The organism is Crocosphaera sp. XPORK-15E (genome assembly GCF_034931425.1).
Taxonomy (GTDB): domain Bacteria; phylum Cyanobacteriota; class Cyanobacteriia; order Cyanobacteriales; family Microcystaceae; genus UHCC-0190.
Genome location: NZ_JAYGHQ010000001.1, coordinates 67070 through 93376 on the forward strand (window position 1 = coordinate 67070; position 26307 = coordinate 93376).

Annotated in this window: 29 protein-coding genes and 1 pseudogene; 15 read left to right on the forward strand and 15 right to left on the reverse strand. The window is 35.5% G+C overall.

All coding sequences use genetic code 11. The annotated features are described in order from the left end of the window. Positions 1-64 precede the first annotated feature (64 nt). Complete coding sequence (locus VB691_RS00305; protein ID WP_323289459.1) at positions 65-997, forward strand: DNA sulfur modification protein DndB; 933 nt, start codon at positions 65-67, stop codon at positions 995-997. A 71-nt stretch (positions 998-1068) separates the two neighbouring features. Here VB691_RS00305 and VB691_RS00310 read toward each other — a convergent pair whose 3' ends face one another. Continuing rightward, positions 1069-2277 carry a DNA sulfur modification protein DndB gene (locus VB691_RS00310; RefSeq protein ID WP_323289460.1) on the reverse strand — a complete coding sequence of 403 codons (1209 nt, stop codon included), beginning with the start codon at positions 2275-2277 and terminating at the stop codon, positions 1069-1071. Positions 2278-2457: 180 nt separating this feature from the next. Here VB691_RS00310 and VB691_RS00315 point away from each other — a divergent pair, with 180 nt between their 5' ends. The 5 genes and pseudogenes from VB691_RS00315 (at position 2458) to VB691_RS25785 (ending at position 8536) form a co-directional block, all read left to right on the forward strand. After that, positions 2458-3405, forward strand: a complete 948-nt coding sequence (locus VB691_RS00315) for an HNH endonuclease (protein ID WP_323289461.1) — start codon at positions 2458-2460, stop codon at positions 3403-3405. Positions 3406-3437: 32 nt separating this feature from the next. Next, the gene (gene dndC / locus VB691_RS00320; protein ID WP_323289462.1) at positions 3438-5036 is read left to right on the forward strand and encodes a DNA phosphorothioation system sulfurtransferase DndC; all 1599 of its coding nucleotides are present in this window, start codon (positions 3438-3440) and stop codon (positions 5034-5036) included. A 180-nt stretch (positions 5037-5216) separates the two neighbouring features. Next, positions 5217-7202 carry a DNA sulfur modification protein DndD gene (dndD, locus tag VB691_RS00325; protein WP_323289463.1) on the forward strand — a complete coding sequence of 662 codons (1986 nt, stop codon included), beginning with the start codon at positions 5217-5219 and terminating at the stop codon, positions 7200-7202. Between the two features lie 212 nt (positions 7203-7414). After that, positions 7415-7810 (forward strand): DNA sulfur modification protein DndE, encoded by a 396-nt coding sequence (gene dndE / locus VB691_RS00330; protein ID WP_323289464.1) that lies wholly within the window; start codon positions 7415-7417, stop codon positions 7808-7810. 125 nt (positions 7811-7935) lie between these two features. Next, positions 7936-8536 (forward strand): annotated as a pseudogene (locus tag VB691_RS25785) (DUF29 domain-containing protein). A gap of 25 nt (positions 8537-8561) precedes the next feature. Here the strand turns inward: VB691_RS25785 and mscL are convergent. The 3 genes from mscL to VB691_RS00355 form a co-directional block, all read right to left on the reverse strand. Next, positions 8562-8987 carry a large conductance mechanosensitive channel protein MscL gene (mscL, locus tag VB691_RS00345; protein ID WP_323289466.1) on the reverse strand — a complete coding sequence of 142 codons (426 nt, stop codon included), beginning with the start codon at positions 8985-8987 and terminating at the stop codon, positions 8562-8564. Positions 8988-9117: 130 nt separating this feature from the next. Then, entirely contained in the window at positions 9118-9945 is an 828-nt protein-coding gene (locus VB691_RS00350) for an alpha/beta hydrolase (RefSeq protein ID WP_323289467.1), read from the reverse strand. 16 nt (positions 9946-9961) lie between these two features. After that, positions 9962-10375: a hypothetical protein gene (locus tag VB691_RS00355; RefSeq protein WP_323289468.1), complete on the reverse strand. Its 414-nt coding sequence runs from the start codon at positions 10373-10375 to the stop codon at positions 9962-9964. 95 nt (positions 10376-10470) lie between these two features. Here VB691_RS00355 and petN point away from each other — a divergent pair, with 95 nt between their 5' ends. From petN to VB691_RS00370, 3 genes are all read left to right on the forward strand, one after another. Beyond that, positions 10471-10560 carry a cytochrome b6-f complex subunit PetN gene (petN, locus tag VB691_RS00360; RefSeq protein WP_323289469.1) on the forward strand — a complete coding sequence of 30 codons (90 nt, stop codon included), beginning with the start codon at positions 10471-10473 and terminating at the stop codon, positions 10558-10560. Positions 10561-10564: 4 nt separating this feature from the next. Then, entirely contained in the window at positions 10565-10708 is a 144-nt protein-coding gene (locus VB691_RS00365) for a hypothetical protein (RefSeq protein WP_323289470.1), read from the forward strand. Positions 10709-10771: 63 nt separating this feature from the next. Next, complete coding sequence (locus VB691_RS00370) at positions 10772-11725, forward strand: DUF362 domain-containing protein (protein ID WP_323289471.1); 954 nt, start codon at positions 10772-10774, stop codon at positions 11723-11725. A gap of 1 nt (position 11726) precedes the next feature. Here VB691_RS00370 and VB691_RS00375 read toward each other — a convergent pair whose 3' ends face one another. Next, the gene (locus tag VB691_RS00375; RefSeq protein ID WP_323289472.1) at positions 11727-12512 is read right to left on the reverse strand and encodes an RNA polymerase sigma factor SigF; all 786 of its coding nucleotides are present in this window, start codon (positions 12510-12512) and stop codon (positions 11727-11729) included. 328 nt (positions 12513-12840) lie between these two features. Here VB691_RS00375 and VB691_RS00380 point away from each other — a divergent pair, with 328 nt between their 5' ends. Together VB691_RS00380 and VB691_RS00385 are read left to right on the forward strand one after the other, a co-directional pair. After that, positions 12841-13569: a Bax inhibitor-1 family protein gene (locus VB691_RS00380; RefSeq protein ID WP_323289473.1), complete on the forward strand. Its 729-nt coding sequence runs from the start codon at positions 12841-12843 to the stop codon at positions 13567-13569. A gap of 134 nt (positions 13570-13703) precedes the next feature. After that, positions 13704-14657 (forward strand): LysR family transcriptional regulator, encoded by a 954-nt coding sequence (locus VB691_RS00385; RefSeq protein WP_323289474.1) that lies wholly within the window; start codon positions 13704-13706, stop codon positions 14655-14657. A 32-nt stretch (positions 14658-14689) separates the two neighbouring features. Here the strand turns inward: VB691_RS00385 and VB691_RS00390 are convergent, their stop codons facing one another. The 7 genes from VB691_RS00390 to VB691_RS00420 all read right to left on the reverse strand — a co-directional run bounded on the left by VB691_RS00390 (position 14690) and on the right by VB691_RS00420 (position 20593). Then, positions 14690-15031, reverse strand: a complete 342-nt coding sequence (locus VB691_RS00390; RefSeq protein ID WP_323289475.1) for a DUF86 domain-containing protein — start codon at positions 15029-15031, stop codon at positions 14690-14692. Next, positions 15028-15321 (reverse strand): nucleotidyltransferase family protein, encoded by a 294-nt coding sequence (locus VB691_RS00395; RefSeq protein WP_323289476.1) that lies wholly within the window; start codon positions 15319-15321, stop codon positions 15028-15030. The genes VB691_RS00390 and VB691_RS00395 overlap by 4 nt, the downstream gene beginning before the upstream one ends. A 112-nt stretch (positions 15322-15433) precedes the next feature. After that, positions 15434-16348, reverse strand: coding sequence for an alpha/beta fold hydrolase (locus VB691_RS00400; RefSeq protein WP_323289477.1), 915 nt, complete (start codon positions 16346-16348; stop codon positions 15434-15436). 80 nt (positions 16349-16428) lie between these two features. Further along, a complete protein-coding gene (locus VB691_RS00405) occupies positions 16429-16638 on the reverse strand; it encodes a hypothetical protein (RefSeq protein ID WP_323289478.1) in 210 nt (69 codons plus the stop codon). A 285-nt stretch (positions 16639-16923) separates the two neighbouring features. Beyond that, the gene (locus VB691_RS00410) at positions 16924-18009 is read right to left on the reverse strand and encodes a glycosyltransferase family 4 protein (protein ID WP_416244507.1); all 1086 of its coding nucleotides are present in this window, start codon (positions 18007-18009) and stop codon (positions 16924-16926) included. 31 nt (positions 18010-18040) lie between these two features. Next, complete coding sequence (locus tag VB691_RS00415; RefSeq protein WP_323289479.1) at positions 18041-18742, reverse strand: SDR family oxidoreductase; 702 nt, start codon at positions 18740-18742, stop codon at positions 18041-18043. A 138-nt stretch (positions 18743-18880) separates the two neighbouring features. Continuing rightward, positions 18881-20593, reverse strand: coding sequence for a hypothetical protein (locus VB691_RS00420; RefSeq protein WP_323289480.1), 1713 nt, complete (start codon positions 20591-20593; stop codon positions 18881-18883). A gap of 367 nt (positions 20594-20960) precedes the next feature. Between VB691_RS00420 and VB691_RS00425 the strand changes: the two genes are divergently transcribed. Both VB691_RS00425 and VB691_RS00430 read left to right on the forward strand, forming a co-directional pair. Beyond that, positions 20961-21896, forward strand: coding sequence for a tetratricopeptide repeat protein (locus tag VB691_RS00425; protein ID WP_323289481.1), 936 nt, complete (start codon positions 20961-20963; stop codon positions 21894-21896). Positions 21897-22081: 185 nt separating this feature from the next. Then, a complete protein-coding gene (locus tag VB691_RS00430; RefSeq protein WP_323289482.1) occupies positions 22082-22822 on the forward strand; it encodes an SPOR domain-containing protein in 741 nt (246 codons plus the stop codon). Between the two features lie 159 nt (positions 22823-22981). Here the strand turns inward: VB691_RS00430 and VB691_RS00435 are convergent, their stop codons facing one another. Beyond that, entirely contained in the window at positions 22982-23458 is a 477-nt protein-coding gene (locus VB691_RS00435) for a hypothetical protein (RefSeq protein ID WP_323289483.1), read from the reverse strand. Between the two features lie 154 nt (positions 23459-23612). On the opposite strand from VB691_RS00435, the gene VB691_RS00440 reads away from it, so the two are divergent. Next, positions 23613-23753, forward strand: a complete 141-nt coding sequence (locus tag VB691_RS00440) for a hypothetical protein (RefSeq protein WP_323289484.1) — start codon at positions 23613-23615, stop codon at positions 23751-23753. A gap of 112 nt (positions 23754-23865) precedes the next feature. Next, the gene (locus tag VB691_RS00445) at positions 23866-24492 is read left to right on the forward strand and encodes a CBS domain-containing protein (protein WP_323289485.1); all 627 of its coding nucleotides are present in this window, start codon (positions 23866-23868) and stop codon (positions 24490-24492) included. Positions 24493-24550: 58 nt separating this feature from the next. On the opposite strand, the gene pstB is transcribed toward VB691_RS00445, so the two are convergent. After that, the gene (gene pstB, locus VB691_RS00450; RefSeq protein ID WP_323289486.1) at positions 24551-25348 is read right to left on the reverse strand and encodes a phosphate ABC transporter ATP-binding protein PstB; all 798 of its coding nucleotides are present in this window, start codon (positions 25346-25348) and stop codon (positions 24551-24553) included. After that, the gene (gene pstA / locus VB691_RS00455) at positions 25342-26304 is read right to left on the reverse strand and encodes a phosphate ABC transporter permease PstA (protein ID WP_323289487.1); all 963 of its coding nucleotides are present in this window, start codon (positions 26302-26304) and stop codon (positions 25342-25344) included. The genes pstB and pstA overlap by 7 nt, the downstream gene beginning before the upstream one ends. Positions 26305-26307 lie beyond the last annotated feature (3 nt).

Below are 26307 nucleotides of genomic sequence, written 5' to 3' on the forward strand. Positions count from 1 at the left end.
AAGTTTTTAAAAACTACATAGCAGTTTTATATTACAATATCCATGTCTTAAATCTGAATTAGGTATGATGGTCGGTTTTGAGTATATATTGCCCGTTATTCGGGGTATTCAGGGGAAACGAGAGTATTATGTGTCTATGTGTCCCTTGGGTATTCTTCCTAAGCTGTTTCCCTTAGCTGAGGAGGGTTTAACCCTGCAAACTCTCAGTCAACGGCGACTTAATAAGGGACGAATCAAAAAAATTGCCCGTTATATAATGGAAAATCCGCAAGATTATGTGTTTTCTGCCATTACTGCCAGTATTGACGCTGATACGACTTTTGAAGCGGTGGGAGATGTGGCCGAGTCACGAAAATTAGGGCGGTTGCGTATTCCTATGGAGGGGAAATTAACTATTCATGACGGGTTACACCGACGGGTTGCCTTAGAAATGGCCATGAGGGAAAATCCTCAGTTGAGTTATGAAACAATTCCCGTCATTTTGTATATTGAAACAGGGTTAAAGCGATCTCAACAAATGTTTATTGATCTCAACCTTTGGGGAGTACATTTACCCGCTACCTTAACCATTCTCTATGATAGTCGAGATGGGATCTCATTAATTGTTCAAACAGTCGTTAAAGAGGTAGCTTTTTTTAACACTTATACTTATTTAGAAGGGGATAGAATTCCTAAGACATCTGATAAGTTATTTACCTTATACCATTTATATCAGGCAACTGTTGAATTATTGAAGGATTTTCCTATTGAAAAGCAAGAAGATAAATCAGGTTTTGCCTTGTCTTATTGGCAGCAGGTAAGTCAATATTTAGAGTTTGGGAAATACGATCAACCAATAGATAAATTATTGTTGACGTTTGGGAAAGTTGGGAGATTATTGTTAACACATTATTCTCACAATTGGCAAGATAAGTTACAAGAATTAAATTTATCTTGTATTACAGAGGATAGGTTAGAGGGTTTATTAAGAGAGTGGGGGATAGTAATGACTAAATAATTTACTTTTTCATAATAAAAAGCCAAGTTTTATTATATAGCTTGGCTTCTTAGGTGACATAGTTAATAAAGTTAGGAATACAATTGATATTGAGTAGGAGGAGGTTGTATCCATCCTAAATGGAGTTTAACTTTATCAACCGCAATTTTAACGGTACTCATACTAACAGAAATTCTATAAGGTTTAGCAGGATTTTTAGAATTTGGATCAATAGTAACAATATTACTACTCCATAAATGACCACTTCTTGACCAATCTAATTGACTCAATTGAGACACCTTAATACTATCAAAATTGTTATTATCTCGATCATATATTGAATAAAGTAACCTTCCTAAAACTTCTAAGCCAACATAACGCCCTAACAGACAATCTTCTTTAAAATTATCTACCTGTTCAATGGTTAAGTCGGATGCTTCTGTTTCAAAAATATGTTGTGTTTGTTTGCATTCTGAGAAAAATTGATTTAAACAATTGATTAAAGCTGCTGATGATTTTTCTACGTCCCAGTCCTCTAATTCTGCGTTTAAGTCATTAGCAAAAGCACAACTAACCATTTTTGCGATATAATTGCTAGTGTAAATTAGTTTGTGTTTTGTCGAAGGAGAATTTTTGATTTTTTCAGTTTTGTCTCTAAAAATTTGTACTTGTTCTTGTACAGTTTTCATAATGCCAATACGTCCTTCAAATTCTCCAAAAGATAACAATAATGACTTATCTAATGCCCGACTTTGGGCCATATCTCGAAAGTCCATTTGACACTGATTAAAATCTTTTTCTAGGACTAAAGTGATGGGAAAGTCATTATCTCCAATTAATTCACCGTCAGGACTTTCAACCAATTCATGAATAGCCCGCTTTCTATGTTGTCCATCAGTAATATCTAATTTTACACCACGGGGAATAACAACTAAACAGAGTCCTCTCGCTAAGTCCATTAATTGAATTCTATCGGGGTCAATATTAGCTGTAAGAGTGCCTAAAATCCAAGGTTTATTCTGTTTAACACGCTTTAAAATATATTGCTTGACTTCTGTTGCATGGCCTTGAACTTCTGGGCGATTTTTGCCAGAATCAGGATCATTATTTTCAGAATGTTTTGTTTGTAGTAAAATAGGTAAGTCGTGGGCTGGTACATTAATTTGGATCATAGTTCGTTTGCCCTGACTAAACCGTAACCCAATATAACACTTTTCACGGTAAAACTTAGATAAGTAAGATTCTAAAACGGTGTTAAGATTTTGATTTAGTTCACTACTGTCAGGAGTCAGATCAAACATGATAATTATTGATTTTTCGGTAAATACTTACCTTTCTATCATAATCTTACGTTAAAATAATAGAATCCAGGAAATTACGGACTTTTTGCTATAATGGATACACAGGTAAATTTCTATTTTGTTCGTATTATTACGGAGTTGGTTTAAAATTAGTTACAATTGGGAGTTAAATTAAGTCTTATGGTTGAAAATAAAGCGCGAAAAAATTTAGGCTATTATTGTGAAAGTTTTGCTAATCTAAAGGTTCAGACTAAATATCAACCTATTCTTTTGTTGACAATCATAGATTTAATATCACAAAACATAATAGAAGAAAATAAGATATTAATATCTGATGAGTTACTTAATAAATTTAAAAAATATTTGAATATACTCAATTCTGAATCTAACAAAAAACCTGGGCTACAGTATCCTTTTATTGCTCTAGACAATCAAAAAATTCTACATTTAGAGTTTAAGCAGGGTGTTACAGAAAAAGAATTGACAACTATCAATAAGTCTATTAAAAAGTTAAAACAAGCAGTTGAATATGCTTCTTTAGACGAAGAATTATTTGAATTAATTCAAGACTCAGTAACTAGAAAAGAACTTATTGATACCCTTATCGAAGTTTGGTTTTCCTCTGCTCAAAAAGAATTAGAAGAAATATTACAAATCAACCAATCATTTGAAGAAGAAGGAGAACAGGAATTAGAAGATATAGAAACGGTAGAAACAACAAGAAAAACTTATCTCAGAAAATCTTTAGTTAGAGATTCCTTTTTTCGTAAAGCGGTTATTCATGCTTATGATTATCGTTGCTCCTTATGTCAGCTAAGAGTCATTAAATCATTCACGCAAAGTATTGTTGATGGGGCGCATATTAAACCATTTGCACAATTTTATGATAACAAGATAAATAATGGTATTTCATTATGTAAAAATCATCATTGGGCGTTTGATAAAGGAATTTTTAGCCTTGATGATAATTATCAAGTTATTATTGCTGATAACTTCTCTGAAGACTCACCCAATATGAAACCCATTCGAGATTTTCAAGGAGAAAACATTTTACTGCCAAACTCAGAGAGATATTTTCCTAATTTAGAAGCTATTCAATGGCATCGTGAAAATATCTTTAGACCATAGTTATTAACCAGTTTTAGAGGAGATGAACAGACATGACAGGTATTCAAACATCATTATTTCCCCCGCGCACCGTTCCTGAATTAATCAAAGATATCAAAAGATTAACAGAGGAAATACAAGAGTTATATTGTGCTGATGACATTCCCTTAGTTATTGGCTATTCAGGGGGAAAAGATAGTAGTGCTATTGTCCAGTTAATTTGGAATGCTATTTTAGAATTACCGTTAAATAAAAGACACAAAAAAATATATATTATTACCACTGATACATTAGTTGAAAACCCTTTCGTTTCAGCATGGGTAAATAAGTCTATTGAGAGGATGAAAAAACGAGCTAAAGACCAACAACTACCGATAGAACCTCATTTACTTACCCCAGAAGTTTCACAAACCTATTGGACAGGTTTAATAGGTAAAGGATATCCTGCACCTCGTCATACATTTCGTTGGTGTACACCCCGCTTAAAAATTGATCCTTCTAACCGTTTTATTCGTAATATTGTCAGAGCAAATGGTGAGGCTATTGTGGTTTTAGGAACTCGTAAAACTGAAAGTCAAAACCGTGAAGCGATCATGAAAAAACGAGAACAAGGAAGATTACGTGATCGCCTTTGTAAGCATCCTCATTTACCTAGTTCTCTACTTTATACCCCTATTGAAGAATGGCGAACTGATGAAGTTTGGCTGTATTTAATGCAATGGGAAAACCCTTGGGGACATAGTAACCAAGACTTATTTACTATGTATCGGGGGGCAACTGCTGATAATGAATGTCCTTTAGTAGTTGATACTTCTACCCCTAGTTGTGGTAGTTCTCGCTTTGGTTGTTGGGTTTGTACATTAGTTGATAGTGACAAATCTTTAGCTGCAATGATCCGCAATGATGAAGAAAAAGAATGGTTACAGCCTTTAATTGATGTTCGTCAGGAATTAGATATAGAAAATGATCGAGATAAAAGAGACTTTAGACGTATTTGGGGCAATGTTCACCTTTTTGAACGTAACCTTGATGGTCAAACTTCTATTGAACCTGTGCCTGGCCCCTATACTAAATATTGGCGAGAACATTGGTTAAGACGAGTCTTAGAAGCACAGGTTAAAGTACGTCAAAATGCACCTGAAGACATGAAAGATATCACCCTTATTACCCAAGAAGAATTAAGCGAAATTCGACGGATATGGTTAGAAGAAAAGCACGAATTTGATGATAGTTTACCCCGCATTTATGAAGAAGTTACAGGGGAACCTTTTATTGATAGTCGTCCAGGGGTTGGACACAGTTTATTAGGTAGCGATGAATGGGACATTTTATCTGACTTATGTGGAGAAGATGCTATGCACTTAGAATTAATGGCTAAACTCCTTGATACTGAAAGACAATTCTATACTAAATCTCGCCGTATTGGTATCTATAATGACCTGGAAAAATGCTTTGATACCAGTTCCCGTTCCCAAGATGATGCTATTGATAATGCACACCTTAAACGTAATCTAAAAAATGCTGCACTCGAAGGAAATATTACTCAAGTGAAAGAAGAACTCAAAAAGTCCTTAAACCCCGAAGAAACCCCCTCCAATAAACAGCTATCTTGGGGAAAAATTAAATTTGGTCAGCAACCTGATAATGTTTAGTAGTCAGACCTTAATTTTTTAGTTCTTCTATTCCACAGGTTCCCTGATTTTTTATTCCTCACTTATGACTTTTTGGGTTTTATCTAGTCGATAAGCATTCAGGGAACTTTGACAAATATCTGCTTCTAAACGAGCATTTAATTCATCAAAAAAATACCTAGATTAATTTGTTACCTATTTATGTTATTCACTGAATTAGTCCTAATCAATTTTGGCCCCTACGCAGGGAAAAATATTATTAACCTCCGCACTGACACTGAGGAAACCTCTCGTCCTATTATCCTCATTGGGGGAATGAATGGAGGAGGAAAAACAACCATTATGGATGCTATTCGTCTCGCATTATATGGACAACGGGCTCAATGTTCGACTCGTAATAATTTAAGTTATACTGACTTTTTAGTTCAAGCAATTAATAACCAAACCCCATTAGGTGAAGAAACCCGCATTGAATTAGCTTTTGAACATTTTATTGATGATCAATGGAAGGAATTAAGAATTGTTCGTCGTTGGAACAAACAACCCAAAGACGGTAAAGATATCTTGGGAATTCTTGATACTGACTGGCCAGATACTGCCTTAGCTGATACTTGGGATGAATATATTGAAACCTTATTACCTTTAGGCATTTCTAACCTATTTTTATTTGATGGGGAACAAGTCAAAGAATTAGCAGAACAAGAAACCCCACCTCCCTCTGTTATTGAGGCAATTCAATCTTTATTAGGATTAGAATTAGTGGAAAGATTAGCGGTAGATTTAGAGGTTTTGGTTGGTCGTAAACGCAAAAAAATAGCTAGTCAATCTCAATTAAAAACTATTGAAGACATTGAAAATAAATTAAATCATTATAACCAAAAAAAGGAAAAAGCTACACAAGATTTTGGTTCTATAAATAATCAGTTAAAACGCGCACAAACTAAGTTTAAAGAAGCGTCAGAAAGATTTCGTATAGAAGGGGGGAAAATAGCATCAGAAAGCAGTTCATTAAAAACAACTATTGATGATTTAAAAGATAAATTACAACAACAACGAGATGAGATGGTAAGTTTAGCAGCAACTAGCTTACCCTTAGCCTTAATTTCTCCTTTACTAACCAATGCAAAAGATCAAGCTGATGCTGAAATTAAACAGCAACAAGCAACAGTAGCAAAAACTGTTTTACAACAACGAGATCAAAAACTTCTTGCTTATTTGGAAACCTTAACACTTACTCAAGATAAATTACTAAAAATTCAAACATTTTTAGATCAAGAATATGACACCATTAACCAAGCATCTCAACTCAATGTTCCTTTTTTATTGGGAATTACTGAAGATGAATTAACTCAACTAAACAGCTTATTAGATCATCAGTTACCACTACAATTAGATCATGCTCAAAAATACCTCAAAAATCTCCAAGACTTGGAAATTAATTTAGATAATACTGAACGAAAATTACAGGTTGCTGCTTCTCCTGAAGATTACCAAAAACTTAGTGATGCACTAACATCTGCACAAAAAGAAATGGGAAAATCTCAAGCAGACTATGAAACCGCAGAAAGACGAGTAAGAGAAGCAGAAAAAGCCATTCAAATGACGAGAAAAGAACTAAAAAATTATACAGATGAAGCGATAGATCAACAAAATAATGAACATCTTATTCAATCTGCGGCTAGGGTGCAAAATACGCTACAATTATTTAAGGAGAGATTAACCCTGAAAAAGCTTAATAAATTAGAAGGAGAAGTGACTGAATGTTTCCGCTATTTATTACATAAATCTGATCTCGTTCATCGTGTTGCGATCGATACTTATAATTTTAGTCTCTCTCTTTATGATCCTAACGGTAATTCTGTCCCCAAACATCGCTTATCCGCAGGAGAAAAACAACTCTTATCTATTGCTTTTTTGTGGGGTTTAGCTAGGGTTTCAGGACGTAATTTACCTATTGCGATCGATACTCCTTTAGGTAGACTAGATTCGTCTCACCGCAATAATTTAGTTGAACGCTATTTTCCCACCGCTTCCCATCAAGTTATTCTGCTTTCTACTGATACGGAAATTCGACAACATGAGTTACAACAACTCCAAGAACAAGACGCGATCGCTCATCAATATCTGTTAGAATATGATTCTAATCAGCGTCAGACAACTATTCACCCTGATCGCTATTTTTGGTAATTTTATGATTAACTAAATCTTAAAAAAATCCTAAATTTTTCGCTTCAATGATCCACAATGGCAAAATTTATGATATTATGCTTCATAATGGGAAATATTGCTATCTATATCTAAGTGCTAATATTCCCATTGTGAAGCATTTGTTTTATTTTCTCACAAACTTCCCAAATTAGCAACCCCTTTCTTTAACCCTCCAAAAACTATTAACTAAAATGGAATCTCCCATCAAACAAATTGGACTTTCACAGACAGCAAAAGACCAACTAATTAAACTCAAAAGATATACTAAAATAGAACAGTGGAATATTTTGTGTCGTTGGGGGTTTTGTCGTTCCTTAGCGGAACCAAGTATTCCTTCTCCCGTTCCTATTATTATGGATAGTAATGTAGAAATGACTTGGCGAGTATTTGGGGGAGAAATGACAGATATTTTATTAATTGCTTTAAAACAACGCTGTTATCAAGATGGTTTAGGGACAGATAAAGACACCTTAATTCAGCAATTTAGACTACATTTACATCGGGGTATTGGGTATCTTGCAGGAGATATAAATATTAAGAAAATTGAGAATTTAATTGAACTTGCTTGTCAACAAAAGAATAATTAAATTGTAGAGGTTGGTTTGTCGTAAAAGCATATAATTCTAATAAATATGTTATGTAAACCCGCCCTATTTTGTGTTTATTTAGGCACTCATTATATATAAAAATTTACCGTAGTCTAGGAGAAACAATGACATCAGATATAATAAAATCAGAACAAAAAAAAATCAGTAATTTATATGATAAAGATTATTATTTATGGGTGAAACAAACCATTAAATTATTGCAGCATAAAAAGTTTAATGAAATTGATTTAGATAATTTAATTGAAGAAATGGAAGACATGGGAAGAAGTGAAAAAAAAGCTGTCACCAGTAATTTAAGGATTCTTTTAATGCACCTTCTTAAATATAAATATCAACCAGAAAAACGAACTAATAGCTGGTTATTTACTAAGTGGTCGGACATAAATAAGCGTAGGGTGGGCATTGCCCACCAAAAGGCTAAAACGCTGATCTAGAGGTTATTGTGGGCAATGCCCACCCTACAAGTTGTATTCGTTTAATTATGTCCGACCACTTATTAGAGAACATAGAAAAAGACTCAAAGAAGCATTTAAAACAAGTCCTAGTTTAAAACAATATTATGCTGAAATCTTTTCAGAATGTTATCAAGATGCAAGAGAATTAGCTGCTGATGAAACAGGGTTATCAATAGAAATTTTTCCAGAAACTTCACCTTTTAGCCTAGAAAATGTAATCGATACAAACTATTTACCCAATAATTGGTAGTCAATTTTGTTGAGTTTTAAGAAGATTAATTTTGTCTTTCTATTATATCAGCTAATCTTTCCATCGCTGTTGTTAATCTTTCTTGGGCAATTATTGTTTGATCTACCTGTTTTTCTGCCATAGCTTCTTCTTGAAAAATCAATCTTTTTTTTGCTATTTCAAAAAATCGAACTATCAGAAACAAACAAAAAGCAATAACTAAAAAATTGAGGACAGATGCGATAAATAAGCCATATTGAATACCACTAATTGATAATTCACTTAATTTGTCTACTCCACTAGCTTTCATCGCTGGATTTAGAATAGCAGGTGTAATAATATCCTCTACGAAAGAATTTATGATTTTTCCAAAAGCTCCTCCAATAATAACAGCTACTGCTAAGTCAATAACATTACCCCGCATAATAAAGTCTTGAAAGTCAGTTAACAAACTTCTGTTTCTTCTCGTCATGATTTTTCTGCCTTTAAATCCTGTTTGTTAAAATTATATAATCGAAGGGGGATAACCCAAAAATTTTCAATGGTTTATTCCGTTAAATTTTAACAATTATTCAACTAACTTAAATTATGTCAACAATTTATCAGTTTAAACTTAGATGAGAGATAATAAAATTATTAACCAACCAATCATCAATATCAGTAAGAACTTGTTGAGGAATTTCCCAAGGAAAAAGATGGGCAGTATCAGGATAACAAATATAATTAGAATTGCTAAGTTTTTGAGCAGTCTCTTGACTAGATATTGCCGTAATATGGCGATCTTCTGAACCAGCTAAAACCAGACAAGGAATCTCAATTTGATGCAAATCTTCAAGACGATTATAACCAGATTTTAGGGCGTTAGATAAAGCTTGATTTGCTTGTTTGGAGGTTTGTAAATAAGCTTTAACGCCATACTTAGCTAAATATTGATAAGCTAAAGATGTTTGTTGACCAATTAAATAACGAAACAGAGATCGCTTACCAAAGGTATTAATATTCCACTGCCAACCTGGGTTAAAATAGTTTAAAATACCAGCAATTCCAGAATAAATTAACTCTTGAGAACTTACCCTAGGATGATTACTCCAAGGACGAGCAGCAGAAGCAATTAAAATTAAACCTGTAAACCTTTCAGGGTAACGTAAAATCAATTCTAAAGCTAAAATTCCTCCCAAAGACCAACCCAATAATAAACATTGATCAATTTTTTGATTATCTAATAAATTGATTAAATCAGTAAGATGATCTAACATTTCAAATTGACCATGATAACGACTTTTTCCATAACCCCGTAAATCAGGTGATATGGTTAAAAAACGTTGAGAAAGATGGTCTGTAAACACAGATAAACTATGTCCCGCACCAGGATGACCATGTAAACAAAGAATCGGATAACCTTGACCTTGAATAGTAACGTGAAGATTCATAATTAAGTAATAAGTTTTAACTATTAAAAGGTTTAATCCAACGACGATGAAAGGCGAAATCTAGAGTTAAACGGGCAATAGTAAAACAGAGAATACTTTCAATCCCTAAGAGACTTAATTGCCCTAAACTATCGAGAAAATTAGGAGACATTTCTACTGGAACTAAACCCCGTACTAAGCCAAAAGCAAACACCGCGCCATCCTTAAGATGACTATTATTATCATTGCGAATAATGTAACGATAAGTAACAGCAAACAAAAAGCCACTAATTAAAGCGATCGCCATCTTTAACCCCAAAGAAAGGAGATCAAAGCAATGATTGGCCCAAAAAGCGTAATTCAGTCCCCAAGTGATAAGATAGGAGACAGTAAAGGCGATCGCCCCTAAACATCCAGCTTTTACCGATTCAAGGCGTTCTAAATCTGACACAACAATTAACCCAACTATCCACAAGCTCACCAAATAGAAGTATCATAGATTCTGTAGTTTTCAACACTCACGTCATTTTTTAGACATAAATCGCTATGGATATTTTAGCTCTTGGTTGGGTTAGCATTTTAGCCTTATTCACTTGGTCTATTGCTATGGTTGTTTGGGGACGGAACGGCTTTTAGATTCGTGGAAACATCAACTATCATCAATATCCTCTTTCTCACTGCCTTCGTGTTGCTCATTTTCGTGAGTGGCGGTATTCTGTATCTAACAACTGTAGAATGGCGCGATCGCCGTCGTCAAGACCGAGATAAAAAAGGCGAACCCTAAAGCTTTGACTGAGGGACGAAACTTCGTCCCTCGATCTTTATTAACATACTTTAATAAGCTCTTATGTCTAGTGTCAGTTTACTCTCTGCTCATTCATACAACCTACCGACGTTAAAAACCTCCTTAGAACAACTTCTAGAACCCCTAGGAGGGATAAAAGCTTATGTTAAGGAAGGACAACGGGTATTATTGAAACCCAACCTTCTGACGGGGAGTCGTCCCACCAAAGAATGTATTACCCGTCCTGAAATTGTTTATTGTGTGGCACAGTTAGTTAAAGAAGCAGGGGGAAAGCCATTTTTAGGGGATAGTCCCGCCTTTGGTACGGCCCGAGGGGTTGCCTTAGCTAATGGGTATGGGATGATCATGGAAGAATTAGATTTACCGATTGTAGAATTTCACGGACAAAGATACACCCATACCAGTGATAACTTTAACTCCTTGCGTCTTTCCAAAGAAGCTATGGAAGCTGATGTTATTATCAATCTACCGAAAGTTAAATCCCATGTACAGTTAACCTTGACCTTGGGGGTAAAAAATCTGTTTGGCTGCGTTCCTGGTAAGATGAAGGCATGGTGGCACATGGAAGCTGGCAAGGATGCCAACCGCTTCGGGGAAATGTTAGTAGAGACAGCCAAAGCGATCGCCCCAGATTTGACTATTATTGACGGTATTATCGGACATCAAGGCAATGGGCCAAGTGGGGGAACTCCCAGAGATTTAGGCATTTTAGGGGCATCTGCTGACGTATTTGCCCTAGATCGGGCCATGGTTGAGGTGTTACAAGTGGCCCCCGATGCTATCCCAACTATTGTCGCCCAAACCCGTTTAGGATTAACTGATAGTCTGGCACAAATTGAATTTCCTTTAAATCATCCTAGGGAATTAGCGATCGATGATTGGCAATTACCTGATCGCCAAATGCCCATTGATTTCGGCTTGCCTAGGGTATTGCGTTCTACTTTCAAGCATTTTTACATCCGTCTTATTCGGGAACCTTTATTAAGTAATAAATAGCTTAAGCCACTTGAGGTTCTAATAAAACACTTAGCTGTTGAATGCCCTTTTGTAAATGACGGGTGACTGTCATGGGACTCATGCCAATTTGTTTGGCGGCTTCTTTGCGGGGTAACTCCCGTAAAAACACACATTCAATGGCAGCTTTGGTTTTTTCTTCTAGTTGGCTCATGGCTCGTTGTAATTGTAAGCGATCTTCTTCCAGTTTTTGTTTGGCTTGATATTCATGATCGGGTAAGGTTTCCCCAAAACTGATCGAACAATCCAGATTTTGGCTAACCGTAGCATCTAAACTGACTAGGAGACGGTTTTGTAAAGCCATTTGACATTCATTCCATTCCGCTAAGGGGACACCTAAGGCCTCAGCTAATTCGAGATCTACTGGGGGTCTACCTAAACTAGCGGTTAACTGTTTGCGTAGTTTCTTGCCACGATTGTAAAGTTCCTGCCAACGTCTAGGAATTCTCATCACACTACCTTTATCACGGAGATAGTGGAGCATTTCACCCCGAATATAAGGAATGGCAAAGGAGCTAAAAGCGCATCCCTGTTGAGGATTAAACCGTTCAATGGCGCGAATTAGTCCTAAATAGCCAATCTGTTCTAAATCTTCGTAGGGTTCGGAACACTGACGACTGATACGATGGGCTACTTGACGAACTAAACCTAAATTATGCTCTACCAAACGGTTACGCATTTCTAGAGAAGGATTACGCGCATAAGCACTGAGAAGCTCTATATTATGTAGGTTATTTTTCTGAGAAGATTTACTATACTGAGTCGTCATGATCTTACATCCGTAATGAGGTTTTATTCAGTCGCCAGGTAACTAAGGAATGTTCTCTACATCTCCTTATTGTCCTTCTCAGAGAAATTCCTTACTATCGGCATTATACGGAAATCTTTCAGACCTCAAATTTTTGACTCTGGGTAAATACGCAAATTGGGCCAGGGTACTTTACCGAAAATTTGGGTTGATTCACGAACCAAAGGAAAAGCTAGGGGCGAACGTCCGTTCACCCCTACTTATTCGGTATTCTTCACTAGCTATTTGCTCCCAATTTCAGCTATAAAACTTAAGTAATGCTTCACGTGATTTATCGAATCAGTAGAGAATGAGTAATACTAGCAACTTTCGTAAAGCGATGCGTGAAGTCCAAGGGCAACAATTAGTTGGCCCAAACGTCATCGCTAATGCCTTACCCTTTGTCGGGGGTGGATTAGTTTTAACTGCTGTGGGAACCTATGGGGGATTAGGAGTTATTCAATCTAATCCTGGTCTGTTTTTTCCCACTTTCTTCGCGGCCATGGTTTTACAATTAGTTCTTTTCTTTGTGGCCCAAAATGTTGCTAACAATGGCAATAACAGCACCGCATTACCCCTACTCACACTGTATAGCCTACTGACAGGATATACCCTCACGGGTATTGTTTATGTGGCCCTAGGGACTCAAAACGTTGGTATTCAAGGGATTGGATTTGCAGCCCTGGGTTGTGGTATCACTTTTATTGTGGCCCGCAATATAGGCTCAAATCTGTCTGATAAAGATGGCATGGCCCTAACCAAAACTATCGGCCTAGGGATTATTGCCCTTTTGGTGGTGATGGTGGGACAGTTGTTATTTTCTCTGTTTGGTGTTTTTACCCCCACTTGGTTAGAAATTGCTATTTCTGGGTTAGGTGTCTTTCTGTTTGCGGGTGCAGCAGTGGTAGATTTTTACATTCTTCCCCGTACTTACCGTAATGATCAGTATCTTTCCGCTGCTTTGTCGATGTATCTTACTTACATCAATCTATTTATCTTTATTTTAAGATTGCTGATTGCGATTAATGGTCGTGATTAATTAATTGATTAATTGCTCTACTACCCCAACTTGTTAAGCAGAAGTTGGGGTTTTCTTTTGCTGTATAAATTTCTACCAAAGTTGGCAACAAAATCCGTTATGGTTGAAGATATAGGATTTAAACAGCCCCATCAATGCGAATTGAGCAGTTACAGGCATTTTTAGCGATCGCAGAAACGGGAAATTTTGGACAGGCAGCGAATCAGTGTGGGATTACCCAATCTACCATCAGCCGACAAATTCAAGCCCTAGAAGCTGCTTTAGGGACATTATTGTTTCATCGCTCAACTCAAGCGAAACTAACGGTTGCAGGGGACAAATTGCTGCCACGGGCCCGAAAGATTTGCCAAGAATGGGCTACGGTTACTCAAGAAATTATTAATTTACAAGCCGGAAGACAACCAGATTTATGTGTTGCGGCCATTCATTCTGTCTGTTCTCATTTTCTGCCCCCAGTTTTACAACAATTTTGTCAAGATTATCCTAATGTACAGTTGCGTGTAACTGCCCTAGGAAGTGATCGCGCTTTAAAAGTTTTACGGGATGGGTTGGTTGATATTGCTATTGTCATGAATAATCGTTTCTTGACTACTAGCCCCGAAATGAGTGTCACTTTATTATATGAGGAAAAAATAGAAGTTTTAATGGCAGCAAATCATCCTTTAACGGCCTATAAAAGTATCCCTCACACAGAATTAATTAAATATCCTCAAGTAGTTTTTAAAGATGGCTATGGAATGCCAAGACTCTTACAAGAATGGTTTACTTATCATAATTTAACAATTAATGCGGTGATGGAATTAAATACCTTAGATGCCTTTCGCGGGGTAGTAAGACAAGGAGAAATTATTGCGTTATTGCCAGAAACTGCCTTAATAGAAACCCGTCAAGATAATAGTTTGGCAGTCCGTTCTTTAAGTCCTATTCTTGATGTTTCAACTGAAAAACCTACAGTTAATTTAACCCGTCAAGTGGTATTAGTTACTACTAGCGATCGCTTAACCATTCCTCCCATTGCTCATTTTTGTAATCTGGTTCGTCATTGGACTTTGGACAAAAAAAGTCCAATCATAAACAAAACCCTATAAATTCAGCTTTAAAAGTGGTAGTAAAATCATAACTAAGTATTCCAAAATTGTTGTGCTATAGCCTCAATTGTTGCCTCAAAATCGGCTAAATCATTTTCAATAATATCCCAAATTACATTAAGACTAACATTAAGATATTCATGGGCTAAACGATTACGAAGCCCTCTAATTTTTTCCCATTCTGTTTGAGGATAAGCATCTGTCCATTGAGATGGTAACTTATTCACAGATTCACTCATTATCTCAAGATTTCTAATCACAGCATCCTGAGTTTTCAAATCCTCAAAAAATACCTGTTTTCCTTCAGATGTATAGTCTTTAATTCTAGCTAAACAATCTCGAATATGAATTAAATAAATACGATTATCTCTCATAATTTCATCGCCTCCTCAAGTACCTTATCACGGATAAAATAATGTAAAGAATCATCCGTCGCCACATCAACCTTATGATTTAACAAAGCTTCTAAATCTAAAATTAACCCCATAGGAAACCAAGAACTGGTTTTAGATAAATCATAATCAATTAAAAAATCAACATCGCTATTTTCATCATCCTCTCCCCTTGCAACCGAACCAAAAATTCGTACATTGTACGCCCCATGTTTCGCCGCAATCTTGAGAATTTCCTCTCGTTTTTCTAATAATAATTGTTTAAGCTTCATAACCCAACCCCCGTAAATTTTGGACTTTGGACAAAAAAAGTTGTTAGCATAAATAAAAAAACAGATGAAAAACTAAAAGCTTCTTAGTTTTCCTCAAAATATATGAATTAGCCTATAAAGTCTCTTTATGCTTAATTGAAATCCATTCCTGTAAAATCGGATTAACCAATTCTGGGGCTTCATCTTGAGGACAATGGCCCACTCCCTCTAAAGGAATAAATTGTTCAACATTTGGATAATTGGCCCATTCCCTTGCTAATTCAATGTTTTCCCAAGGATCTTCTGTTCCCCATAATAAAATGGTAGGACAGGGCAAAATCGGTAATAAATCCTCTGGTAGTGGCCCTTGAGAATAGCCTGTAAAGGCTAAAAATACCGCCGCGGCCCCCTTATCTTGGGCTGGTTTGAGTAAAATATCAATCAACTCATCCGTGACGGCTTCTGGGCGATTATAGGCTTGTAAAAGGATCTTGCGAACTGTTCGCGGTTTCGCTATTTGTTGAAAAAATAATGTACCGATCGCTTGATTAGTTAATATTCGTTGAGCAAAAGCCGCCCCAACCCGACGATACCAGGGTAAAGTCGCCCTTTTTCGCTCATGGAGTAATCTTAAGGAGCAATTGAGTGCAGCAACCCCTAACACCCATTGAGGATAACTCACAGCCGTTTGCATCACCACGACACAACCAATAGAGTTACCAACTAAAAAAGCGGGACTTCCTACCACTTCTTGACAAAAATCAGCAACCTGTTGTCCCCAGGTTTCAAAAGTGTAGTCAATTTCTTGTTTAGGAGTAGGTTTGGCCGAACCCCCAAACCCAATTAAGTCAAGGGCATAACAACGACAAGTTTGCCCTAAAACGGGGATATTTTTGCGCCAATGTTGCCAAGATGCACCAAACCCATGTACCAGAATAACGGCTGGCCCCGTTTCGCCGCAACTTTGATAAGTAATGGGAAAACCTCGCCAGATCCAGGTTTTTTCATCCTTTAAGGACAGGGAATTTATTAAGGAAGATTGGGCCATAGGATTTGGTTAACCGGGTTTATCTCTTTACATTATGTAACATTTTCTCAATTATTCGGCTCCCATCTTCTTCCGTAACCTTAAAGAGATTCGGCAATTTCCCGAATTAGAAGGGTTCTAGCACTGAGGTAATCACTCATAACATACCAATCTTCGGGAGAGAGGTTTTGCCTTGCATTGAGCTTACCGAGTAACTGGTTAACTAAGTCAGAGTCATCTAAACTCATGACAGTTTTATCAGAGCTTTCTTCGACAATAGACCAAAGTTGTCGGATTATTGTAGCATTCATGTCTGTTGTCCTCACATCAAATTTGTCTTGTTGATTCCAGAGATTGAACGAATGTCTGATTAGACTTTCTTTGAAAATACTAAACAATTTACAGGCGATTTTACATCCGTTTGGGAAGAAATTTATTATAACTACAAAAAACTTCTTATTTCCCAGGCAATTCTCAGATTTTTTCCGACTAAATCTCGAAGAAATTGATACAAAACTTAAATAATTACCCCAAAAAGTATCAATAAACACCAAATGATTGAAGTTTTAATTTTTATTTTTAATCAAAAAAGTTTTTTAATTAAACTTTGATTGATTTTTCCCTCTAACTGACAGTATATCTTGAATCCAACGTTCAACGCGATCGCCCATAGCGGTTAAAGAAAACTCATCTTCTGCTTGAAGACGACAAGTTTGACGGTTAATCTCATCTAAACGGGGAATCTTAGCCACTAAGTCAGGAATACTGTCTGGTTCAATCAAAAATCCTGTTTTTCCGTCCTGAATGATCTCTGCGGGGCCTCCCCGTCGATAAGCAATAACAGGAACACCACAGGCTAAAGCTTCAATTACCACTTTACCAAAAGCCTCTACCCATTTTTGGGTCATCAACATCCCCTTACAACTACCTAACGCCTCCTGTAAAGCTGGTTGAGAGAGAAATCCTAAGTATTCTACATCAACATCAGGATATTTATTGCAGATAGCTTGCCAATAATCAGGATCTTGCATCATCCCCATCACTTTCAAGGGCATTTTAACCTGTTGGGCGGCAGCGATCGCATCTTCTAAGCCTTTTTCGGGAGAAATTCTCGACACCCAAGCCAATTGATTTTTGGCAGTAGGAGAAAAGCTATAAGCTTCTACATCAATGGCATTAGATAAAAGGCGCACATTCTTTAAGCCAAATGTCTCGATTTGGGCATGAGTATAAAAAGCCACCTGTAGAGGATATTCATGGGCCAGTTTTATCACGGCCTCATCCATAAATTGAGAAATCGAACTCATGACAATAATATGAGCTACGGGACATTGAAAAAAGGGAGTAAGATAGATCGGAAGCCAATCGTAGGCTAAATTAAAAATCAAATCATAGCGATTTTGTTGCGATCGCGCATATTCCCACATATTAGCCAGTAAGGAATTAGGAGGCAAAATTATTGGGGTATTTCGATCTTGGGTTTGGGCGGAAATTTGTACATTACCTTCAATTTCAATCACAGGAATATCTGGCAATTTAGATCCCGCAGCGGCCATTACTTCTACTTCATAACCCCGTCGCTGCAATGCTGTGGCAATATTATATAATGTTAGTTCTGCCCCTCCACCAAAACCAGATCCTAAGAAGCCGACTGAGGTAGCTGCAAAGAGAATTTTAACCATAATTCGAGATTAACCTAGAAAATTTTCAAAATTAAATTATATCCCCTGCTTGGGGACGCAACAAGATTTCTTCTGGTACACAATAGGGAGATAGACCATAACAAGCATATACGAGATCCGCTACATCTTCGGGTTGAATAAAGCGTTCAAGCGGTAAATCTGTCCCTTGCCAACTATCGGTTATGGTGGCACTAGGTAAAATAGCGGTTACTTTAATATTATGGGGTTTTAGTTCTTCTCGTAGCACTTTGGAGAAGCCCAAGAGAGCAAATTTAGTAATAGTGTAAGAGCTACCTTTAGGATAGGGTATGATACTGGCAACTGAACACATATTAAAGATATGTCCTTGTTTTTGCTTAATAAATGGGTCTATCAATTCCCTGGTGAGATAATAAGCACTATAAAGGTTAGTTTGCATCATTAATTCCAGATTTCCTTCGGGTTCATCACAGATTTGTCCTGGAATAAATAAGCCCACATTATTCACCAGTACATCAATTGTTAAACCTGTATCCCGAATAAATTGGGCAAACCGTTTAACTTCACTTTTTTGGGATAAGTCAGCCAAAAAACAATGTAACTTTATCTGAGGATATTGGGTTTTAAGGGTTTCTAAATGCTCAGGATTTCGAGAGCAAATTAAGGGAATAAAACCCTCACTGACAAATTTTTCTAAAATTGCTCGACCAATTCCTTTACTACCACCTGTAATTACAATTGCTTTTTTTTCCACTTGATAGCTCCTGCTATTTAATTCTTACTATAGTATAGGGTAAAGATGAACAATGAACAATGAATAATTAATAATTAATGAATCAATGATAAGTTTTGGGAGAGTTAAGTGATGAGAATAATTCAAACAATATACTTTCTATGGTTTCAATTTGCGTAACCATCGCCATAATTTAACTACCCATTTTTCTAACCGATCAATAATTAAATCAAGCCATTCTAACACCTTGACTAATGGATGTTTGACATATCCGGTTGATTTCGCTTCTGTTTCTACCCAGTCTGGTGTGAGTTGATCTATTTTATTGTTAGGGGAAGGTTGACTAATTGATGAAGGATTAGGAGAAGTTTTAATGATAGATTTATTGACTTTTTTAGGAGTAATAATCGCTTTGGGAGTTGGTTTGCTTTTGCTTAAAGATTGAGCAGATTCTTGGGGGTTTAATTGACGTTTAATCTGTTTTTTTAGAGATTTTATCGGATTGTTTGGTAACTTTTCAGACTGGGGTAAAAATACAGGAGAAATCGGGTTAGTGCCATCAGCAGAAATCGGAGGAGTTTCCCCATATAAATCATCCCAAGATAACCAAGGATCTTCTACCTTTTCACTATTAAATACCTTTTGAGAAGCCTTAGATGATGTTAACATTTTGTCGGATTTATTTTGTTTTAATTTACTATTTTTAGATTTTTGACCAAAAAAGTAATCAATTGCTGCATAAATCAAAAGTTGCAGACGAAACGGATCATAATTATTAGCATTCAGGGATGAATTAGCTTTTTTTTCTAACTTTTCTCCCCAATTTTTTAACGGTTGTAGCAGTTGGTTTTGAGTTTTATTTTCTAATACGTGAAGGGACTCAGAACCCTCGATTAATAAATGGTTATTATCTAAGGAAGAAGATAATTTATGCTTAGAAGTTTTCCCCAAAAAGTAAGTTATCGCCTCTTGAATAATCTTTTTTAGTTGTCCTAACTTGTCTAAAGATGCGTCTGGAACTGTATTTTCCCAGTTAGCTAATTGATGATCAAGTTGCGTCAATAGGGGGAAAGTTTCACTTGAGTTTGAAGGGATGACTTGAGGAGAGGAGACGAGAGATGATTCTCCAAATAGATCAATTGCGATCGCAACGGGACTGGTTTGCACCCAACGCATAATCTGCCAAAACCAACGAATAGGAGGCAAAACTTGCTGCTCTTTTCCTTGGGAAAATGTAGGGATTAATCCTAATTTTTTTTGGGTTTGGCCTTGTTTTAAATCATACCAATAATTAGCAGTTTCTAGGCGAATTTGTCTTTGTAAATAGGTTTGTTGGGACTCAGACAAAATATCCAGGGTTGTGTTATCTTCAGTGACTAAGACTAAATGATGATTGTCTATATGACTGGCCATTCCTTGGATGAGAAGGGGTAGGTTAGTCGAGTTGTTGTCTAAACTTTTAAGAATAGAATCGGGATCTAAGAGAGATTCTTGAATTTTTTGGGCTAAATTCGTTAAGGGTGGAGAATTTTGCTGATTTTGTTCATCTAATATGACCGTTTCTTCTAAGCATCGTTCCGCTTCATTTAAGACTCGTTTGAGGGGACGATCTACCGTTAGGGTATTTGAGGGTGTCTCGGCAGTTTGATGGGGTAAGACGGCTTGTTTAAAGGTGTTTCCTAGCCTTTTTTTGGTGCTGCGTCCCGCTTGTACCATGAGATAGATGGGGTAAATGAGGATTTGTGTTCCCCATTCCACTGCTATTTTGAGATGTTGGGCAGACTGAAATAGGCGATCGCGCAATCGTAGAGATTGACGGTTAAGAAAGTTAAAGAGTCTACTTTTATAGGGACTATGATCAGAAGATGACATTAGGATTACTTAGGGGCGACTCAATTGCTTTTTATTATGCCTGAAAATAGCAAAAAATGATGAATAATTTTCTTTGTCTATAGCCAGCATTAGATAATTTTAGATAAATTTAATTGATTTTATCTTTTTATATAATAGTCTTTTTTGCTTTAAAAATCAAGAAATATTAACATATTTTTATTGTTCAGAACTTATACAATGCTCTCTAAATTGCGTTTCTTGTCGGGTAAATTCATGAATTTCCCCTACCCAGATGCTTGTGCATAAGTCCTATCCTTAATTTTTTTTCAATCTTTGACAGTTGGTAATAGATGAATAAATTTCCTAGGATAATAATTATTCATTGCCAAATCAAGTTGAGGCTAAAATGATGAAAAATTACTCTAATGACTTCCTGAAGTTTATTATCTTGCTAGTCACTGTTTTATTTTGTGTGGGATTTTCATCACAAGCTAATTCAGATTTATCTCAAACCTCTCAATCTTCTCAACTATTTTACCAAGGCGTTATTCATCTCAACCAGGAAAATTATCAACAAGCTATTTTGAATTTTACCAAAGTTATTGATGAAGATAATCCCTTAATAGCTGCTGCTTATACTAATCGCTGTTTAGCTCATTTACAATTAAATAATAATCAGTCAGCTAAACAAGATTGTACAGAAGCGTTAAGCTTAAATTCAGAGAATATAGAAGCTTATTTGAATCAAGGAATGGCTAATTATCGCTTAGGTAATTTTTCAGATTCTTTAGCCGCTTATAAAGAAGTGATTAAACGAGATCAAAATGATTATCGTGCTTATTATAATCAAGCATTAGTTTATTTTCAATTAAAGGACTATGAGCGAGCTTTGGAAGGTTATGAGAAGGCTTTACAGTCTCATCAATTAAAAGAGGCTTCTCCTAAAGCAATGATTTATTATGATCGAGGATTAGTACATTTACAACTAGGAGATTTTTCATTGGCGATCGCTGACTTAACCCACGCTATTATTTTAGATAAATACAATGATAGAGCTTATTATAATCGAGCTTATGCCTATCAAAAAAGTGGAAATTATCGATTAGCTTTCCAAGATTTTAATGAAGTCATCAAATTAAATCCTCAGTCAACATCAGCTTATGTCAACCGAGGAATTGTTGAGCAAAATTTGGGATTTAAAAAGGCAGCTTTTCATGATTTTAAAATAGCTCTTGAACAATATAAACAACAGGAAAAAATGATGGCTTATGAGCAAGCCCTGAATTTAATTCAGCAGCTAAAACGGATTATTGCTCAATCTCATGAAACCCTAATTTCTTAAATTATTAGCCAATTCTGCCAATACTCTCAGAACATTATTAAATTTTGAGAGTTTAACAATATTTTTATTGTTTATTTTTAAAATATTAAATTATCATTGTTTCTTGACAAAAAAATGTAATAATAGAAATAGTTTAAGAAAAAAAATAATGCTCAAACGATATTTATAAATTTTTAGGAGTCACCATGAACGATAATGAACAAATCAAAGAAATCGAAAAACAAACCGCTATCTTGACTATTTCTTCATTAGATAATAAAGATTTAGCTATAGATCTTGTTAGGATAGAGCCTACTAAAAGTGGAATAAAAGCTTTAGCTGATATTGGCTTTCATAATGCTTCTGAAGAAATTAAATTAAAAATACTCAAAGCTTTATTAGAGATAGTTGAGCAAGATAAAAAATGGAAAGACGATGCAAAAGCCGCTATTCAGAATATGATGCAAAAAAAACAACTTGTAATTCAGAAAAATTGGAAAGGAGAATTTAGAATTGTAACAGAAGATCTAACTAATAGTAATTTTAATAAAATAGCCGAAGAATTATTGAACATTTTAGATGAAAAATTTCCTACTTCACCTCTCACTACCACTACTACTCCCACTCCCACTATCTTACAAAATTGGGCAATAGTAATTGGTGCAGATAATAGTTTAGAATCTGCTCAATGGGAAGTTCAAGAATCCCAAAATACTAATATTGGTAAATCTCTAAAAAATAAACAAAATAAACAAATAATAATCTTTAAAAGAGGAGGATGGTTTAGAACAGTAATTACTAATTTTAAAACTAAAGATGATGCTAAAAATAAACTAGACGAAATACAAAAACAAATTCGTGGAAGTTCTTATATCGTTGATTTAGAAAGTTGGTGTCCACAAGATAAACGAATTTCTAAAAACGGTTATGAAGAATGTCAAAATTGAGGTTTTATAAATAGAGTATTTGATGTTAATTTAAACAAAATTAATTACCGAAGGCAGGGCTGGTTAATATAACATTTTTGTTAGAATCATGGACTTTTATAAAAAACCCGCCCCTACAAAACCTGCCCATAAGAATTTTGGGGGATTAATTTTATGTATCTACTTATGTTTTTCTAGCCATTTTTGAGCTTGTTCTCTAATAATACTAGAAATGTTTTCCTTTGTAGCATTTGGCCAGTAAAACTGTATATCATCATATCTGAAATCATCTAAAGCATTCCAAAGCAAATAAAAATCATAAATTTCTTCTAAATAGTCCCAGGATAAACATAATTGATAAATTTCTCCAATGGCTTTATTTTGGGAAATATGTCCATCTAGAAAGTCTCTTAAAATGACAGAAGTATAAGCAATAACTGCCGCTTTTCCCTCCAATTTAGGAATCTTTAATTCTTCAAGGGTTTTGTCTACATAATGAGCAACTTCTGAGCGATTATTAAGATGGGTAAGCCCTGCTAAAATGCGAAGATTCGGGCTATCATAACCCATTATTAACAGGGAAATTGCCCAATTAATAATATCTTCCGTGGGAACGCATAATGCACTAAATACTTGTGCTTTGATAAATCTAGACATTTTTTCACAATTAATAAATTTATTTGTCTCTATGTTCATGATAAAAGATCAACCAATATTTAACTTAAATTATTTAATAAATGTAAAATTCTTAACTTTTTCAGAAAATTAATGTCATAATAGTTATATATAGTTAAAAAATCTATTAATTAAAATGTCCCTACAAACCACAGAAAAACTGTACAGCTTTGAAGACTATTGTACCTATGATGATGGCACAGACAACCGCTATGAATTAGTTGAGGGAAAATTAGATCTAATGAACTCACCTACCTTTCGACATTTACTCAAATAGCTTTACATATCAACAACAACTTCAATCAAAAATCTTTAATGAATTATCATTAACTGTCCAAACAATTCTAGACTCTGGAAATAGCTAATTATTAAATAAATGAGGTTTTTAAATGCTTAAAGTTGTCGATATTATGACCCAAAAAGTTATTAAAATTCGCAGTTCAGCCACCGTGCTACAAGCTGTTAAACTAATGCGAGAAAAAGCGATTCGTACCTTAATTGTAGATCGTCGTTATCCTGAAGATGCCTATGGAATTATCACGGAAACTGATATTATTAATGAAGTTATAGCTTATGGCAAAGATCCACAAAAAATCAGAGTTTATGAAATTATGACTAAACCCTGTATTGTCGTTAATCCTAACTTAGACATTAATTATGTAGCCAGACTCTTTAAAAATACAGGAATTCGTTGCGCTCCCGTCATCAAAGATGAACTTATAGGAATTATTTCTGTCACCGATATTTTAAGTAAGAGTGATTTTTTAGAAAACCCTAGAGAGAAAATATTAATCCAACAAATTCAACAAAAAACAAAAGAAGCACGTCATATTTGTCAAGAATTTTCTCATGATTCTCAAAGATGTCAAGAAGCCTGGCTTTTAGTCGAAGAATTGCAAGCAGAAGTAGCATTTAAAGAGGGTAAAAAGCCTAACAAAACTGCCTTAGAAGAATATTTAGAAGAATATCCTGAAGCCACAGAAGCGTTATCCTTAGATAATTGGTGTAGTGGCTAAAAAGTGCTAGGGGTCAACGGCCGTTAACCCCTACAATAAGGTAATTACTAACCTAAAATCAACCAATTCTCCCACTAATATAATCTTTCGTTCTATCTTGAGAAGGACTATCAAAAATCTCCTCAGTTAGTCCAGATTCTACCATTTCTCCTAAATACATAAAAGCAATATAATCAGAAATTCTCGCCGCTTGCTGCATACTGTGAGTGACAATAATCATAGTAACTTTTTGTTGTAGTCCACTCATTAATTTTTCAATACTATTAGTGGCAATAGGATCAAGTGCTGATGTCGGTTCATCAAAGAGAACAATTTCCGGTTCTGTTACTAATGCTCTGGCGATACATAACCTTTGTTGTTGACCTCCAGATAACTCATAAGCAGAGTTATTTAAGCGATCTTTTACCTCATCCCATAAAGCAGCATCTTGTAATGCTTTTTCTACCTTTTCATCAAGAATAGTGCGATTTCTTTCACCCCTTACCCGCAGTCCATAGACAACATTTTCATAAATTGACTTAGGAAAAGGGTTAGGTTTTTGAAAGACCATACTGACTCGCATTCTCACTTCAATAGGGTCAACAGTAGGGCTTAAAATATTTAAAGAATCAACTCTAATTTCCCCATCATAACGATTTCCTGGGTAGAGATCATGTAAGCGATTAAAACACCGCAGTAAAGTTGTTTTTCCGCAACCAGATGGGCCAATTAAAGCAGTAATTTTTTGCTCAGGTATCGTTAAATTAACATTTTTAATGGCATGAAAATTACCATAATAAAAATTAAAATTTTTGACTTCTGCTTTAGAATTAACGCTCTCTAAATTAGCTGAATTGTCAGAAAGTTGTTCTACCATTTAATTCCTTGACGTAGACGATAACGTAAATAAATTGCTAACCCATTAATACCAAGAGTCATCATTAATAAAACTGTTCCCGCAGCAGCAGCATTGATTTGAAACTCTTGTTCAGGACGAGATACCCAAGCAAACATTTGAATGGGTAAAATAGTAAAAGGTGCGTTTAACCAAGCAAAAAATTGTTGAAAATTAAAGAAAGGAAAGGTATTTTGCAGGGGAAAATAAGGGAAAGTGCTATTAAAAGGTGAATCGGGCAAAAAGGCAATAAATGTTAATGCACCAATGGTAATAACTGGGGCAGTTTCACCAATAGCGCGGGCTAATCCGATGATAATTCCTGTTAGAATGCTGCCTAAAGAATAGGGTAAAATGTGATCCCATACAGTTTGCCATTTTGTTGCTCCTACCGCAAAGGCTGCCTCTCTTAAGCTAGTAGGAATTGACCGAATTGCCTCACGAGTAGTAACAATAACAATAGGTAAAATTAACAAAGCTAATGTTAATCCTGCAGTTAAAATACTCTGACCTAATTCTAAGCGATAAACAAATAATCCTAATGCTAATAAACCGTAAATAATGGAAGGAATACCAGCTAAGTTAGTGACATTAATTTCAATGATAGCAGCTAACCAATTTTTGCGGGCATACTCTTCTAAATAAATACCAGATGCTACCCCGATAGGAATTGCAGCAACTGCAGTTACTAACATGACTAAACTACTTCCTACCCAAGCAGAAAGGATACCTGCATTTTCCGCTTTTCGACTAGGAAAAGAGGTAAAAAATTGAGGGTTTAAACGGGGAATTCCTTCAATGACAATTTGTAAAATTAACCCCAACAAAATGAAGGTGGCCACAAAAATCATCAATAACCCAAGAATAGCAAATAAACTATCAATGAGTTTACGACGGGAAATTTCAGAACGAACTTGATTTGACTTTGTTTGAGCCATAAA

Bases quoted from the DNA above. Each gene is read 5' to 3' on its own strand.
- VB691_RS00305 (WP_323289459.1), top strand. From the start codon at position 65: ATGATGGTCGGTTTTGAGTATATATTGCCCGTTATTCGGGGTATTCAG.
- VB691_RS00310 (WP_323289460.1), bottom strand. From the start codon at position 2,277: ATGTTTGATCTGACTCCTGACAGTAGTGAACTAAATCAAAATCTTAAC.
- VB691_RS00315 (WP_323289461.1), top strand. From the start codon at position 2,458: ATGGTTGAAAATAAAGCGCGAAAAAATTTAGGCTATTATTGTGAAAGT.
- dndC (WP_323289462.1), top strand. From the start codon at position 3,438: ATGACAGGTATTCAAACATCATTATTTCCCCCGCGCACCGTTCCTGAA.
- dndD (WP_323289463.1), top strand. From the start codon at position 5,217: ATGTTATTCACTGAATTAGTCCTAATCAATTTTGGCCCCTACGCAGGG.
- dndE (WP_323289464.1), top strand. From the start codon at position 7,415: ATGGAATCTCCCATCAAACAAATTGGACTTTCACAGACAGCAAAAGAC.
- mscL (WP_323289466.1), bottom strand. From the start codon at position 8,987: ATGACGAGAAGAAACAGAAGTTTGTTAACTGACTTTCAAGACTTTATT.
- VB691_RS00350 (WP_323289467.1), bottom strand. From the start codon at position 9,945: ATGAATCTTCACGTTACTATTCAAGGTCAAGGTTATCCGATTCTTTGT.
- petN (WP_323289469.1), top strand. From the start codon at position 10,471: ATGGATATTTTAGCTCTTGGTTGGGTTAGCATTTTAGCCTTATTCACT.
- VB691_RS00370 (WP_323289471.1), top strand. From the start codon at position 10,772: ATGTCTAGTGTCAGTTTACTCTCTGCTCATTCATACAACCTACCGACG.
- VB691_RS00375 (WP_323289472.1), bottom strand. From the start codon at position 12,512: ATGACGACTCAGTATAGTAAATCTTCTCAGAAAAATAACCTACATAAT.
- VB691_RS00380 (WP_323289473.1), top strand. From the start codon at position 12,841: ATGAGTAATACTAGCAACTTTCGTAAAGCGATGCGTGAAGTCCAAGGG.
- VB691_RS00385 (WP_323289474.1), top strand. From the start codon at position 13,704: ATGCGAATTGAGCAGTTACAGGCATTTTTAGCGATCGCAGAAACGGGA.
- VB691_RS00390 (WP_323289475.1), bottom strand. From the start codon at position 15,031: ATGAGAGATAATCGTATTTATTTAATTCATATTCGAGATTGTTTAGCT.
- VB691_RS00395 (WP_323289476.1), bottom strand. From the start codon at position 15,321: ATGAAGCTTAAACAATTATTATTAGAAAAACGAGAGGAAATTCTCAAG.
- VB691_RS00400 (WP_323289477.1), bottom strand. From the start codon at position 16,348: ATGGCCCAATCTTCCTTAATAAATTCCCTGTCCTTAAAGGATGAAAAA.
- VB691_RS00405 (WP_323289478.1), bottom strand. From the start codon at position 16,638: ATGAATGCTACAATAATCCGACAACTTTGGTCTATTGTCGAAGAAAGC.
- VB691_RS00410 (WP_416244507.1), bottom strand. From the start codon at position 18,009: ATGGTTAAAATTCTCTTTGCAGCTACCTCAGTCGGCTTCTTAGGATCT.
- VB691_RS00420 (WP_323289480.1), bottom strand. From the start codon at position 20,593: ATGTCATCTTCTGATCATAGTCCCTATAAAAGTAGACTCTTTAACTTT.
- VB691_RS00425 (WP_323289481.1), top strand. From the start codon at position 20,961: ATGATGAAAAATTACTCTAATGACTTCCTGAAGTTTATTATCTTGCTA.
- VB691_RS00430 (WP_323289482.1), top strand. From the start codon at position 22,082: ATGAACGATAATGAACAAATCAAAGAAATCGAAAAACAAACCGCTATC.
- VB691_RS00435 (WP_323289483.1), bottom strand. From the start codon at position 23,458: ATGTCTAGATTTATCAAAGCACAAGTATTTAGTGCATTATGCGTTCCC.
- VB691_RS00440 (WP_323289484.1), top strand. From the start codon at position 23,613: ATGTCCCTACAAACCACAGAAAAACTGTACAGCTTTGAAGACTATTGT.
- VB691_RS00445 (WP_323289485.1), top strand. From the start codon at position 23,866: ATGCTTAAAGTTGTCGATATTATGACCCAAAAAGTTATTAAAATTCGC.
- pstB (WP_323289486.1), bottom strand. From the start codon at position 25,348: ATGGTAGAACAACTTTCTGACAATTCAGCTAATTTAGAGAGCGTTAAT.
- pstA (WP_323289487.1), bottom strand. From the start codon at position 26,304: ATGGCTCAAACAAAGTCAAATCAAGTTCGTTCTGAAATTTCCCGTCGT.